Below are 12,949 nucleotides of genomic sequence, written 5' to 3'. Positions count from 1 at the left end.
GCCCCGATCAGGCGCGGACCGCACGGTGCAGCGCCACCACCCCGCCGGTCAGGTTACGCCAAGCGACCCTCGACCACCCCGCCGCGCCGATCCGCGCCCCGAGAGCCGGCTGGTCCGGCCAGGCCCGGATCGACTCGGCAAGATAGACGTACGCGTCCGGGTTGCTGGACACGGCACGCGCCACCGCCGGCAACGAGCGCATCAGGTACGACAGGTAGGCCGTGCGGAACGCCGGGTTGACCGGGGTGCTGAACTCGCAGACCACCAGCCGGCCGCCCGGCTTCGTCACCCGGGCCAACTCCCGCAACGCCGCGTCGGTGTCGTTGACGTTGCGCAGCGCGAAGGAGATGGTCACCGCGTCGAAGCTGGCGTCGGCGAACGGCAGCCGCAGCGCGTCGCCGGCCAGCAGCGGCACGCCGGGCCGGGTCCGCTTTCCGGCGTACAGCATGCCGAGCGACAGGTCCGCGCCGACCGCGTACGCCCCGGACTGGGCGAGTTCCTCGGTCGAGACGCCGGTCCCGGCGCCCACGTCGAGCACCCGCTCACCCGGGCTCAGGTCCAGTGCCGCCCGGGTCGCCCGCCGCCAGGACCGGTCCTGTCCGAAGGAGAGCACCGTGTTGGTCAGGTCGTAGCGGGCCGCCACGCCGTCGAACATCGCGGCGACCTCGTGCGGCTGCTTGTCCAGGCTGGCGCGCTGGCCCTGCGGGGTACGGCTCACCCCTCCACTCTGCCAGCCGCGTTGACACGCGAAAGGGCGGGGTGGTCGCCCACCCCGCCCTTCGGTGCGTCGTACCCGGTCAGTCCTCGGACTTCTCGTCGCCCGGCGTCACCAGCACGACCTTGCGACGACGGGCGAGCACCAGCAGCGCGCCACCGGCGAGCAGCACCGCGGCACCGATGCCACCGATCAGGCCGGCCTGCACACCGGTCACCGGCAGCCCTCCGCCACCGCCACCCGGGCTCGGGCTCGCGGTCGGCTGCCCGCTCGGCGTCGCGGTCGGGGTCGGCTCCCCGGACGGGCTCGGCGCCGGGCTCAGGTCGACGAAGACGTCGAACTGGGCGGTGTTGTCACCGTCGTCGGTCTCGGCGAACGCCTTGCGCTGCGCCGGGCTGGCGACCTCCGGCTCCTCCTCCGGCTCACCCTCGACGCCGTCCAGCCCGGCGGCGAAGACGAAGCCGGGACGGAGCACCTTCTCGGTGACCCCCGCCGCCACCTTCACCCGCACGTCGGCGGTGTAGAACTCGCCGGGCCGCAACACCACCCCGCTGTCCTCGCAGTACGCCTGGGCGAAGCCGCCCAGCTTCTGCTCGACACAACCCTCGGGGAGCTCGGCGAAGGTGACATTCGCGGGCAGGGTGATGCCGTAGACCAGGCCGGTGGCCCTACGGCTGCCGTCGTTGTAGACCGCCCAGTCGAGCGGGGCCGTCTGGCCGGGCCGAACCGGCTTGAGGTTCGCCTCGTCGGCCTCGTCGCCGTCGACCTCGACGTCGGCGTACACGTCCTGCACCCAGGTGGTGAGGTCGTACCCGCGCTTGGCGACGGTGATGTCGTGCTCGACGGTGTTGTTCTCCAGGTCGGGGTCGGCGGTGGCCGCGCTGATCGTCACCACCAGCGTGCCGGCGGCGCCCCGGCCACCGGTGGAGAAGAGCGGGATGCCGAAGTCCTCGGTGGTGCCGGCGGGCAGGTCGCCGAGGAGGCAGGTGAAGCGGGTGCCGTCTTCCTCGCAGCCGTCCGGGATCACCACGCCCACCTTGCGGTCCTTCAAGCCCTTGGTCTCGACCTCGACCCGGACGCCCTTGGCGTCGATCGTGCCCCTGGTGTTGTCGACCTGGAACTTGAACGGCTTGGCCTTGGCCTCCTCGACGCCCGTGGCCAGCTGGTAGCTGAGCGGGATCAGTTCGAGGTCCGCCCCGTCGGCGGCGTGCGCCGGGGCGGCGACGCCGGCGAGGCCACCCGCGGCGAGCAGGGCCACGGCGCCGACCCGCGCCAGGGCCGAGCGGTAAAGCTGAGTCATCGATCCCCCGGGGGTTAGGGACAGGTGGATTGGTGTACGAACCGTGCGGACGGTATCGGAGATCAGCCTCGGTTGGCCAGCTACGCAACGCGATTCGCGGTGATCACTGACCGTACGGAGGAAACAGTGGGGGCGGGATGGTGAACCATCCCGCCCCCACTGCCGTGCATATATGTGAACGGCCCTCATGGGCCGATGGAGGACACGCCTCGGGGCGGGCCAACCGGCCCCGCCACACCCGCCCCAAGCTGCACGGGAACGTGTGCGCGCCGCACGTTAGCGGCCCCGGACACGACGCCGCCACCCCCGCGCCGCGCGGCGGCGGAACCGATGCGGGATCGTCATCCGGGATTATCGGATCGGCGACTCCCGCCGTGGAGCATCGGCCAGGTTCGTCGTCCGAACGGTGACCACGAATGCCGTCCCGGCGACGACCACCGGACCATTCGGCCGGTCAGGAAGCCTCGACCAGTGGCAGGGTCCGGCCGGCGCCGCCGCCCGGCATGGCGATCGAGGAGAAGTGCGAGACCACCCGCTCGTCGGTCGGGTCGTCGGCCGGCGTCCGGTGCACGGCGAGCCGCCGGTAGAGGGTGTCCCGCTGCGCGGGGATCCGGCCCGCCGAACGGATCATGCCGATCAGCTCGTGCAGGTTGGAGCGGTGCCGGGCGCCGGCCGAGGAGATGACGTTCTCCTCCAGCATGATCGAGCCCAGGTCGTCCACGCCCATGTGCAGCGCGAGCTGCCCGGCGTCCTTACCGGTGGTGAGCCAGGACGCCTGCAGGTGCGGCACGGTCTCGAAGAAGAGCCGGGCCACCGCGACCAGCCGCAGGTACTCCAGGGTGGTGGCCTGGGTACGGCCCTTGAGGTGGTTGTTCTCCGGCTGGTACGTCCACGGGATGAACGCCCGGAAGCCCCGGGTGCGGTCCTGCACGTCGCGGATCATCCGCAGGTGCTCGATTCGCTCCGCGTTGGTCTCGCCGGTGCCCATCATCATCGTCGCGGTCGACTCGATGCCCTGCCGGTGGGCCAGCTCCATGACCTCCAGCCAGCGCGCCCCGGACTCCTTGAGCGGGGCGATGGCCCTACGTGGCCGGTCGGGCAGCATCTCGGCACCGGCGCCGGCGATCGAGTCCAGCCCGGCCGCCTTGATCCGGGCGATGGCCTCGTCCAGGCTGACGCCGGAGACCTTCGCCATGTGCAGGATCTCGCTCGGCCCGATCGAGTGGATGGCGAGCTGGGGGTACGCCCTCTTGACCGAGGAGAACAACTCCTCGTAGTACTCCACGCCGTAGTCCGGGTGGTGCCCGCCCTGGAGCATCACCTGGGTGGCGCCCAGCTCGACCGCCTCGCCGCACCGGCGCAGGATCTCCTCGGTCGGGTGGGTCCAGCCCTCCCGGTGCTTGGGTGCCCGGTAGAACGCGCAGAACTTGCACGCCGTCACGCAGACGTTCGTGTAGTTGATGTTCCGGTCGATCAGGTACGTGACGATGTTGTCCGGGTACCGCCGCCGGCGGACCGCGTCCGCCGCCTCGCCGAGGGCGTGGAACGGCGCCTCGGTGTAGAGCAGCAGGGCCTCCTCGGGCGTGATCCGCCCACCGTCCGCGCCGCGTTGCAGGATGTCGTCGATCTCCCGGCTCACCGTCACGCCTCCGAGGGTACGTCGCCTGCCGGGAGCCTCGTCGGCGACGTCCACCCGCTGTGACCAACCGCCGGCACCCGCACTTCATGATGATGCGCCACGATCTGTCCAGGTGGCCGGGACGACACCGGCCCCGGGGACGTCCACGTCGACGAGGCCCACACTCTCACGCGAGGGCGTCGAAGACCCGCCGAGCTGACCGGCCAGGCCTCCACCGTCATCACCCCGGCCCTGGTCAGCGCATGGACATCAAGCATCTGATGGGCGCCGGTCAGCTGCGAACGTCGGCCGACGTGTGCACCGCGAGGTGTGCGGACAGGGCGTCGAGGAAGTCGGGGGCGTCGAAGACGGCGCCGGCGGAGACGACGCCGGTCGCCTTGGTCCGTCCGGTGAGGATGCGCTCGACAGCCTCGACCGCGAGCGGTGCGCTGATGGCGTAGATGTCCTGTCCGGTGGCGGTGATGCGGCGTTCGGCGCCGGCGGAGCGGATGAGGACGTCGACGGTGAAGGTCTGCGCGGAGCGGCCGCGCTCGTCGACGGCGGCCGGTGCCGCCGGGTCGGGGGAGAACAGGTCGGAAGCCGCGTTCGTGGTCATGTACGTGCGCACCTCCGACACGTCCAGATGGCTGGGGACGGTGACGATGTCGGCCATGGAGAACTCGCCGATGACAGTCTGCGAGCCGAGCGGCGACGGGAAAGACCACTCCATGGTCGGCAGGGCGTGGTCGTGATACTGCAACCGCCCGTCGGCGAAGCGGACCCGGCGGCCACCGCGCCGCTGCGACGAGACCGCGCCGGAGGCGAGCGTGCCGCCCGTCGGGTGCCAGCTGCTCAGTCCGTAGGCGACGTGCACCTCGTCCGCCGTCGTCCAGTCACCCATCGCGGTGGTGACCAGCAGGTCGCCGAGTGCTCCGAAGAAGGCCATCGCCGGGACCACCACGGTCCCGGCGGCTCGGGCCTCGTCGGTGAAGTGCGTGAACGTGTCGACATTCGCCTCGATCTCGGCCGCCACGTCGACGTACGGGATGCCGGCGCGCAGCGCCGCCTCGACCATCGGGCCGGCGGTCGAGGCGAACGGCCCGGCCGAGTTGATCACCGCGTCCGCGCCGTCCAGCGCCCGGTCGAGCGATCCCGGATCGTCGACCGACGCCTGCCGAACCTCCAGGCCCGGGAAGTCCCGCACCAGCGCCTGCAGCCTGTCGCGGTTGCGACCGAGCAGCAGCGGAACGTGCCCGCGTTCCTGCAGTTCGGCGACGACGAACCGCCCGGTGTGCCCGTACGCGCCGTAGACCGCGACGTTCCGAACCGTTGTCATGTCGTGCTCCTGTGCTCGAGGTGACGCGCTACTGAAGATCTTGGTTGGGTAGCCGCACCTGAACCAGTGTCGGAAACGACACGTCCCGTACAGTTTCCGACATGACTGTTGGCCCGCGTTCCGTCGCCCTCGCCGCCACCGACGGGATGCTGCACTTCGAGCTCGCCGTGGCCACCGAAGTCTTCGGCTCCGCACCCGATGCCGTGAAAGGCCCCTGGTACGACCTGTCGGTTTGCGGCACCCACGCGGTCCGGGTCGGCCGGTTCCTGCTGGAGCCGGACCGCGGACTGGACCGGCTCACGCATGCCGGCACCGTGATCGTCCCGGCCCTGGCCGATGTCGACCAGGACCCGCCGGCCGACGTGGTCGAGGCGGTGCGCGCGGCCCACGAGGCGGGTGCGCGGGTGGTCTCTCTGTGCACCGGCGTGTTCGTGCTCGCCGCCGCGGGCCTGCTGGACGGGCTGCGGGCGACCACTCACTGGGCGCACACCGAACAACTGGCCGCGCGCTATCCCCGGGTGCAGGTCGACCCGGACGTGCTCTACGTCGACAACGGCAGCGTGCTCACCTCCGCCGGCAAAGCCGCGGCGATGGACCTGTGCCTGCACCTGGTCCGCCGCGACCACGGCCCCGCGATCGCCAACGTCGTCGCCCGCCGCCTCGTCGTGCCGCCGCACCGCGCTGGTGGCCAGGCCCAGTACGTCACCACGCCGGTGCCCGTCCAGGACGACCACCCCTTGGCCGACCTGTTTCCGTGGGTGATGCGCCGACTCGACCAGCCACTCACGGTGGAGGACCTGGCCCGTCAGGCGAACATGAGCTCACGTCACCTGACCCGTCACTTCCACGCGATCAGCGGGACCACCCCGCTGCAGTGGCTGCTGACCCAGCGGATCCGCCGCGCGCAGGAGCTGCTGGAGAGCACCGGCGACAGCATCGACACCATCGCCGCGGCCGCGGGTATGGGCACTGCGACGACCCTGCGCCGCCACTTCCACCGTGCGGTCGGCGTACCGCCGGACGCGTACCGCCAGACGTTCCGGGCGTGACGCCGCCGTCCGCGGCGCCCATCTCCGTCACGCGTCGTAGTCGACCGTCAGGGTGTCGGTGGTCGGGCTGGCCTGGCAGGTCAGCACGTACCCGGCGGCCACCTCGTCCGGCTCCAGGGCGTAGTTGCGGGCCATCGCCACCGCGCCGTCGACGACCTTCGCCCGGCAGGTCGAGCAGACCCCGCCCTTGCAGGCGTACGGCAGCTCGCCGCGGACCTTCAGCGCCGCGTCCAGCACCCGCTCCTCGCGCCCCATCGTGAAACGCGACGAGCGGCCGTCGAGCACGATCGTCACCTCGGTACCCGCGCCGGGGTCACCGGCGGGGCGGCGTACCGGCTCCGGCGGCGCGTCGACGTGGAACAGCTCGGTGTGCACCGCCGACTCCGGCACCCCACGCCCGGCCAGCACCGCCTTCGCGTCCAGCACCATCCCGTACGGGCCGCAGAGGAACCACTCCTCGATCGCGTCGCCGGGCACCACGCTGTCCAGCAGCCGACTCAGCCGGTCGGCGTCGATCCGGCCGGACAGCAGCGGCGACTCCCCGCGCTCGCGGGAGAGCACGTGCACCAGGTGCAGCCGCGTCGGGTACCGGTCCTTCAGGTCGGCCAACTCCTCGGCGAACATCACCGTGTTGGCCGTGCGGTTGCCGTACACCAGGGTGAAGGTGCTGGCCTCCTCGACGGCCAGGGCGGTCGCGACCAGCGAGAGCACCGGGGTGATGCCGGAACCGGCGACCACCGCGCCGTAGCGACGCACCCGCTCCGGCGTGAACGCCGTGGTGAAGTGCCCCAGCGGGGGCAGCACGTCGACGGTGTCGCCGTGGCGCAGGGCGCCGCAGGCGTACGCGGAGAACGCGCCCCCGGGCACCTCCCGCACCCCGATCCGCAACCGTCCGTGGCGGGCCAACTCGCCGGGCGTCGAGCAGATCGAGTACGACCGGCGCACGTCCCCGCCGTCGGCATCGGTGGCGCCGGCCGGACGCCGCACGGTGAGGTGTTGCCCGGCGGCGAACGCGAACGTGGGCCGCAACTCCTCCGGCACGGCGAAGGTGATCGCCACCGCGTCGTCGGTGAGCCGGTCGACGGCGACGACCCGCAGCGGGTGGAAGACCGGCCGGCGGCGGACCGGGCGGGTGATTGTGACAGTCACAGCGCCTTCACCTGGTCGAAGGGTTCGGAGCAGGCGCGGCAGCGCCACAGCGCCTTACAGGCGGTGGAGCCGAAGCGGCTGACCTGCTCGGTCTCGGGCGAGCCGCAGCGCGGGCAGCGTACGGCGAGAGTCAGCGGCACGACGCCGTGGCCGCGCGCGGCCGGTGGCGGTGGGGCGATGCCGGCCGCGGCCAGTTTCGCCCGGCCGCGCTCGGAGATCCAGTCGGTGCTCCACGCCGGGGCGTGGACCGTGCGTACCTCGGCGTCCGGGTGACCGGCGGCGGCCAGTGCCCGGCGGATGTCCGCGCGGATCACGTCCATCGCGGGGCAGCCGGTGTAGGTGGGGGTGATGGTGACGATCACCCGGCCGGTCGCCGGATCCTCGTCGACCGACCGGAGGATGCCCAGCTCGTCGATGGTGACCACCCGGATCTCCGGGTCCACCACCGCCGCCGCCGCGTCCCTCGCCGTGCTCACCAGCGGGCTCCGGGGTGGGCGCGGTGCAGCACCTGCATCTCCGCCAGCAGGTACGACAGGTGTTCGGTGTGTACGCCGTCCCGGCCGCCGGCCGGCGTCCAGCCGGTCTCCGGCCGGGTCAACGTCGCCTCGGCGAGCACGGTCGTGACGGTGGTGTCGAAGTCGCCGCGCAGGGTGGCCGGGTCGACCGGTGCCGCCGGGTCCGCGGCGAACAGCTCGTGGACGTACGGCCAGGTTCCGTCGACGGCGGCCTGCATCCGGCGGTGCGACTCCTCGGTGCCGTCACCGAGCCGCCGCACCCACAGCGCGGCGTGGTCCAGGTGGTACGCGGACTCCTTGCGCGCCTTGGCACCGATCGCGGCCAGCCGCTCGTCGGCGCAACCGGCCAGCGCGGTGTAGAGCGGAAGCTGGTACGCCGCCAGGAAGAACAGCTTCGCCATGGTGACCGCGAAGTCGCCGTTGGGCAGCTCCACCAGCAGGCAGTTACGGAACTCCCGGTCGTCGCGCAGGTACGCCAGGGCGTCCTCGTCCCGGCCGGCGCCCTCCAGTTCGCCCGCGTACGTGAGCAGCAGGCGGGCTGCGCCGAGCTGGTCGAGGGCGATGTTGGCCAGCGCGACGTCCTCTTCCATCTCCGGCGCCCGGGAGGTCCACTCGGCGAGCCGCTGCGCCGCGACCAGCGCGTCGTCGCCGAGCCGGAGGGTGAACTCGAAGGGGCCGTGCACAGGGCTGGTCTTCGTTCGCGACTGCGGGGCTGGCAGAACCGGCTCACTCCTCGCGCTCACAGGTGGGCCACCCCGTCCGGCACCTCGTAGAAGGTGGGGTGGCGGTACACCTTGTCGGCGGCCGGATCGAAGAAGGCGTCCTTCTCGTCGGGACTGGACGCGGTGATCGCGCCCGCCGGGACCACCCAGATCGACACCCCCTCCTGACGGCGGGTGTAGAGATCCCGAGCGTGGCGCAGGGCCAGCTCGGCGTCGGGGGCGTGCAGGCTGCCGACGTGGGTGTGCGACAGCCCGCGCCGGGCCCGCACGAAGACCTCCCACAGCGGCGACGGTTCCCGCCCGCCCCGCTGTCCGGTTCCCTCGCTCACGCCGCCACCTTCTCCCTTCGCCCGACCCGCTTCGCGGCGTACGCCGCGGCGGCCTCGCGGACCCAGGCGCCCTCGGCGTGGGCGCGTCGCCGGTGTTCCATCCGTTGCCGGTTGCACGGCCCGTCGCCGGAGATGACCCGCATCAGCTCGTCGTAGTCGGGGTGGGTGAAGTCGTACGCCTGCCGCTCGGGGTTCCAGCGCAGGTCCGGGTCGGGCAGGGTGAGGCCGAGGGTCTGGGCCTGCTGCACGCACATGTCCACGAAGCGCTGGCGCAGCTCGTCGTTGGAGAAGCGCTTGATCTTCCAGGCCATGGACTGGGCCGAGTGGGTGGAGTCGCCGTCCGGCGGGCCGAACATGGCCAGTGACGGGTACCACCAGCGGTCGACCGCGTCCTGCGCCATCGCCCGCTGCGCCGGGGTGCCGTGCGCCAGCGTGTGCAGGATCTCGTAGCCCTGCCGCTGGTGGAACGACTCCTCCTTGCAGACCCGGATCATGGCCCGCGCGTACGGCCCGTAGGAGCAGCGGCACAGCGGCACCTGGTTGACGATCGCCGCGCCGTCCACCAGCCAGCCGATGACTCCGACGTCTGCCCAGGTCAGGGTCGGGTAGTTGAAGATCGAGCTGTACTTCTGCCGGCCGCTGATCAGTAGGTCGACCAGTTCGTCGCGGCTGACTCCCAGGGTCTCGGCGGCGGCGTAGAGGTAGAGGCCGTGGCCGGCCTCGTCCTGCACCTTGGCCAGCAGGATCGCCTTGCGTTTCAGCGACGGCGCACGGCTGATCCAGTTCCCCTCGGGCTGCATTCCGATGATCTCGGAGTGCGCGTGCTGGGCGATCTGCCGGATCAACGTCCGCCGGTACGCCTCCGGCATCCAGTCGCGCGGTTCGATCTTCTGGTCGGCGTCGATCACGTCGGCGAAGTACGCCTCGGGATCCGCGCCGGACGTCACGGCACCGCCGCGACCGCGGGCCGCCGCGGCGCGCAGTGCCGCCTCGGCGGCCTCGACCTGGCCGAGCAGGTCACCGCCAGAAGGGTCGGCTGCGGCGAAGTCGTTGCCATACATGCCTCAAGTGTTACAGCTCTACCCCTTCGGCGCCAGAGGATGTAACAGGGTTCCGAGGCTCTCTCGGGTCACCGGCCTGCCGCTGCCCAGCCCGCCGACCAGCGACTCGGCTATGACTTGTGCCACTTCTTCAAGATGAATCCCCCCAAGGGAGGCATTCCGGTTCTATAACCCGCCTTCACAGGAATTACATAAGCGTCGGAACTGGCGTGTCGCCTTTCCGAACGTAGACTTCCCCCGTCACACCGATCGGCTGCTGACGATCGCCACGACGGCCACCATCCCCCGGCCGGGCGATCGAGCCGACCCATGACGGCACAGCCGGTCCCCCCGGCCCTGACATCTGGAGTTCACCCACTCATGCGATCTCGCGTGATCATGGTGCTCGCCGTAGCTGCGGTCCTGCTCGGCGTCGGTTTGCTGGTTCCGGCCGCGTACGCGCGGCTGTCCGACGGCGATGGCGGCCTCGGCGGCGGAGTAGAGCAGGTTCCCGTTCCCGAGCCCACCGCGCCCCCGGCGCCGACGCTGGTCGCCGGCAAGGTCTCGGTGAACTTCAAGGGCGAGTTCTTCGGCTGGGCCCTGATGGACCGGAAGACCGGTGAGATCTCCGGCTCGGCGAACATGGCGCGGACCAGCTCCACCGAGTCGATGCTCAAGGTCTGGATCGTCTCGGACTACCTGCGCCAACTCGGCGACAAGGAACCGCCGGCGGGATTGAAGAAGGCGGCGAGCATCGCGATCCGGGACAGTGACGACACCGGGGCGAACAAGGTCTTCGCCGCCGCGGGCGGCACGTATGGGGTGGAGGGGAACGGGCAGCCCGACCCGGTGATCCAACGAGCCATCAGAATCTGCGGCCTGACCGACACCAGGCGCGGCGACGTGACCGGGTACGAGGGCTGGTGGAGCTTCACCCAGATGTCCCCGCGCGACGCCGTCCGCCTCGGCGACTGCATCGCCGACGGTCGGGCCGCCGGCCCGAAGTGGACCAAGTGGGTGCTGAGCGAGATGGCCAAGGTCCGTGGCGGCATCACCGCCCAGCAGGCCCGATCGGGCGGCGGCAAGTGGGGCATCGTCGACGGTCTGCCCGCCGCGATCAAGGCGCAGGGGCCGGTGAGCATCAAGAACGGCTGGACGGCATTGAACTACGACGGCAACTGGCACGTAAACTGTCTTGCCGTCACCGACAAGTGGAGCCTCGCCGTGATGCTGCGCTACCCGCAGAAGAGCAAGCTCGAGTACGGTGCGAAGGTCTGCGCCAGCGTCGCCACCCAGTTGGTCACGCCGCAACCCGGCGCGGCCCTCAAGGTGCCGCAGCAGCCGGTCGGGAAGCTCTGATGGCCGGCAACCGGCGCGGGCGGCGCGGCGACTCCCCGTTGCGGCTGGCCGCCTTCTCCGCGCTGCTGGTCGGCCTGGTGCTGGTGTCCCTGCGACTGCTCCCCGGTTCCCCGCTGGCCTCGGCGGCAGCCGCTCGCTGGGGCGATCCGTCCACTGCGGAGCGGTCCACCGGCCAACCGTCGGATCGCAGCAGCCGGCCGGTCCCGTCGCCGTCGCCGTCGCTGGAGCCGTTGCCCTTCAAGAACCTCCAGATCGACCTCGACGTCAGGGGTTGGTACGCCTGGAGCGTGCTGGACACCCGGACCGGGGCGTTCACCGGTTCGGAGAACATGGCCGAGACCAGCACCACCGCTTCGCTGATCAAGTCCTGGATCGTCGCCGACTACCTGCGCACCACGGCCGAGGACGGGAAGACCCCGAGCGACGCCAAGCTCGCCGACGCCACGCTGATCATCCGGGACAGCGACAACACCCGGGCCGAGCAGTTCTACAACACCGTCGGGCGGTCCGCCTCCATCAAGCGCATGATCTCGATCTGCGGCACCACCGACAGCAGCCCGGCGGCCGACAAGGGTTGGAGCCGGACGAACCTCTCTCCCCGGGACACCGCCCGGCTCGGCGCGTGCATCAAGGACGGGCGCGCCGCGGGTCCGAAGTGGACCACGTGGTTACTCAACGAGATGCGGCTGGTCCGGGGCGCCGGTGACTTCGGCATCCGCAAGGCGTTCCCGGCCGCCGAGCGCAAGACCATCGCCATCAAGAACGGCTGGGTCGACCGGACCCGGGAGCAGGAGATCCACGTCAACTGCCTGGCGATCGCCGACGACTGGACGATGGGCGTGATGGTGCGCTACCCCATCGGGCTGGGCTACGACTACGGCATGAAGAACTGCCAGAAGATCACTGAGGCGGTGCTCGGCAAGGACGTCTGATCGGCCGGCCCGCTCAACCGGGGAAGAACTCCGGTCCGGTCGGCGGCAGCGGCGGGGTATCGCCGGCCGCCGCCGCCCGCCGGGCGAACTCGCGCAGCCCGGCCACCTGCCGCTTCCCGAGCGAGAAGTCGAGGATGCGGAAGTACGTGGCCAGGGTGGTGGCGTCGAACGGCTCCCAGCGGGCCGCCGCCTCGGCGACCTGGTCCAGCTCGGCGAGGCAGAGGTCACGAGAACGCAGGAACGCCTCGTGCACCTCCTTGACCATTCCCGGGTGGGCGGCGGCGAAGTCTCGGCGTACCGCCCAGACCGCGAAGACCATGGGCAGGCCGGTCCAGTCCCGCCAGGCCTGACCCAGGTCGGTGACCTCCAGTCCACGGCGGGGCGCCTCGTACAGGGCGCGCAGCGCCACGTCGCCGATCAGCACCGCGGCGTCGGCCTCCAACAGCATCTGCGTCAGGTCGGGCGGGCAGCGGAAGTAGTCGGGACGGACGCCGTACTGCTCGGCGAGCAGGAGCTGGGCCAGGAGCACGCCCGTCCGGGAGGTCGAGCCGAGGGCGACCCGGGCGCCGTCCAGCTCCGCCAGGGGCCGGGTGGAGACCACGTTGACCGAGAGCACCGGCCCGTCGCTACCGACCGCCAGATCCGGCAGCAACAGCAGTTCGTCGGCGTGCCGCAGGTACTCCACCTGCGTGATCGGCCCGATGTCCAGGTCACCGGCGACGAGCGCCGCGCTGAGCCGGTCCGGCGAGTCCTTGTGCAGGTCGACGTCGAGCAGCGCGCCGGACCGCATCAGCCCCCAGTAGATCGGCAGACAGTTGAGGAACTGGATGTGTCCGACCCGGGGGCGGGCCGCGCGCTCAGCCATGACCCCGACGGTATCCCCGC

13 protein-coding genes are annotated in these 12,949 nt (G+C 71.3%); 3 read left to right on the top strand and 10 right to left on the bottom strand.

From position 1 onward, the window contains the following. Positions 1–7: 7 nt before the first annotated feature. The 4 genes from E1165_RS24085 to E1165_RS24070 all read right to left on the bottom strand — a co-directional run bounded on the left by E1165_RS24085 (position 8) and on the right by E1165_RS24070 (position 4,969). The gene (locus E1165_RS24085; RefSeq protein WP_132394026.1) at positions 8–718 is read right to left on the bottom strand and encodes a demethylmenaquinone methyltransferase; all 711 of its coding nucleotides are present in this window, start codon (positions 716–718) and stop codon (positions 8–10) included. A gap of 79 nt (positions 719–797) precedes the next feature. Continuing rightward, positions 798–2,015 (bottom strand): LPXTG cell wall anchor domain-containing protein, encoded by a 1,218-nt coding sequence (locus E1165_RS24080; protein ID WP_132394025.1) that lies wholly within the window; start codon positions 2,013–2,015, stop codon positions 798–800. 454 nt (positions 2,016–2,469) lie between these two features. Next, positions 2,470–3,660, bottom strand: a complete 1,191-nt coding sequence (mqnC, locus tag E1165_RS24075; protein ID WP_132394024.1) for a cyclic dehypoxanthinyl futalosine synthase — start codon at positions 3,658–3,660, stop codon at positions 2,470–2,472. Positions 3,661–3,925: 265 nt separating this feature from the next. Then, complete coding sequence (locus tag E1165_RS24070; RefSeq protein ID WP_132394023.1) at positions 3,926–4,969, bottom strand: trans-acting enoyl reductase family protein; 1,044 nt, start codon at positions 4,967–4,969, stop codon at positions 3,926–3,928. Positions 4,970–5,070: 101 nt separating this feature from the next. Here E1165_RS24070 and E1165_RS24065 point away from each other — a divergent pair, with 101 nt between their 5' ends. Beyond that, entirely contained in the window at positions 5,071–6,018 is a 948-nt protein-coding gene (locus E1165_RS24065) for a helix-turn-helix domain-containing protein (protein WP_132394022.1), read from the top strand. 27 nt (positions 6,019–6,045) lie between these two features. Here the strand turns inward: E1165_RS24065 and paaE are convergent, their stop codons facing one another. The 5 genes from paaE to paaA are packed head-to-tail and all read right to left on the bottom strand — an operon-like array spanning position 6,046 to position 9,794. Further along, on the bottom strand, positions 6,046–7,167 hold the full coding sequence (gene paaE / locus E1165_RS24060; RefSeq protein ID WP_132394021.1) for a 1,2-phenylacetyl-CoA epoxidase subunit PaaE: 1,122 nt from the start codon (positions 7,165–7,167) through the stop codon (positions 6,046–6,048). After that, positions 7,164–7,643, bottom strand: coding sequence for a 1,2-phenylacetyl-CoA epoxidase subunit PaaD (gene paaD / locus E1165_RS24055; RefSeq protein WP_132260998.1), 480 nt, complete (start codon positions 7,641–7,643; stop codon positions 7,164–7,166). Before paaD ends, paaE begins: the two co-directional genes overlap by 4 nt. Beyond that, on the bottom strand, positions 7,640–8,401 hold the full coding sequence (gene paaC, locus E1165_RS24050; protein WP_371687394.1) for a 1,2-phenylacetyl-CoA epoxidase subunit PaaC: 762 nt from the start codon (positions 8,399–8,401) through the stop codon (positions 7,640–7,642). Before paaC ends, paaD begins: the two co-directional genes overlap by 4 nt. Before the next feature lie 20 nt (positions 8,402–8,421). Then, complete coding sequence (gene paaB, locus E1165_RS24045) at positions 8,422–8,733, bottom strand: 1,2-phenylacetyl-CoA epoxidase subunit PaaB (protein ID WP_132394019.1); 312 nt, start codon at positions 8,731–8,733, stop codon at positions 8,422–8,424. After that, entirely contained in the window at positions 8,730–9,794 is a 1,065-nt protein-coding gene (gene paaA, locus E1165_RS24040; RefSeq protein ID WP_132394018.1) for a 1,2-phenylacetyl-CoA epoxidase subunit PaaA, read from the bottom strand. Before paaA ends, paaB begins: the two co-directional genes overlap by 4 nt. 360 nt (positions 9,795–10,154) lie before the next feature. On the opposite strand from paaA, the gene E1165_RS24035 reads away from it, so the two are divergent. Both E1165_RS24035 and E1165_RS24030 read left to right on the top strand, forming a co-directional pair. Further along, complete coding sequence (locus E1165_RS24035; protein WP_132394017.1) at positions 10,155–11,132, top strand: hypothetical protein; 978 nt, start codon at positions 10,155–10,157, stop codon at positions 11,130–11,132. Next, positions 11,132–12,064 carry a hypothetical protein gene (locus E1165_RS24030; protein ID WP_132394016.1) on the top strand — a complete coding sequence of 311 codons (933 nt, stop codon included), beginning with the start codon at positions 11,132–11,134 and terminating at the stop codon, positions 12,062–12,064. The genes E1165_RS24035 and E1165_RS24030 overlap by 1 nt, the downstream gene beginning before the upstream one ends. A gap of 13 nt (positions 12,065–12,077) precedes the next feature. On the opposite strand, the gene E1165_RS24025 is transcribed toward E1165_RS24030, so the two are convergent. Beyond that, on the bottom strand, positions 12,078–12,929 hold the full coding sequence (locus tag E1165_RS24025; RefSeq protein WP_132394015.1) for a menaquinone biosynthetic enzyme MqnA/MqnD family protein: 852 nt from the start codon (positions 12,927–12,929) through the stop codon (positions 12,078–12,080). Between the last annotated feature and the right edge of the window lie 20 nt (positions 12,930–12,949).

Source organism: Micromonospora sp. KC723, from assembly GCF_004348595.1.
Classification (GTDB): Bacteria; Actinomycetota; Actinomycetes; order Mycobacteriales; family Micromonosporaceae; genus Micromonospora.
The sequence above is the reverse complement of the archived record's forward strand: the minus strand, read 5'-3'. Positions and strand labels throughout refer to the sequence as shown.

What these genes read in the sequence shown, in the direction of transcription:
- E1165_RS24080 (WP_132394025.1), bottom strand. Translation starts at nt 2,015, where the DNA reads ATGACTCAGCTTTACCGCTCGGCCCTGGCGCGGGTCGGCGCCGTGGCC.
- E1165_RS24070 (WP_132394023.1), bottom strand. Translation starts at nt 4,969, where the DNA reads ATGACAACGGTTCGGAACGTCGCGGTCTACGGCGCGTACGGGCACACC.
- E1165_RS24065 (WP_132394022.1), top strand. Translation starts at nt 5,071, where the DNA reads ATGACTGTTGGCCCGCGTTCCGTCGCCCTCGCCGCCACCGACGGGATG.
- paaA (WP_132394018.1), bottom strand. Translation starts at nt 9,794, where the DNA reads ATGTATGGCAACGACTTCGCCGCAGCCGACCCTTCTGGCGGTGACCTG.
- E1165_RS24035 (WP_132394017.1), top strand. Translation starts at nt 10,155, where the DNA reads ATGCGATCTCGCGTGATCATGGTGCTCGCCGTAGCTGCGGTCCTGCTC.
- E1165_RS24030 (WP_132394016.1), top strand. Translation starts at nt 11,132, where the DNA reads ATGGCCGGCAACCGGCGCGGGCGGCGCGGCGACTCCCCGTTGCGGCTG.
- E1165_RS24025 (WP_132394015.1), bottom strand. Translation starts at nt 12,929, where the DNA reads ATGGCTGAGCGCGCGGCCCGCCCCCGGGTCGGACACATCCAGTTCCTC.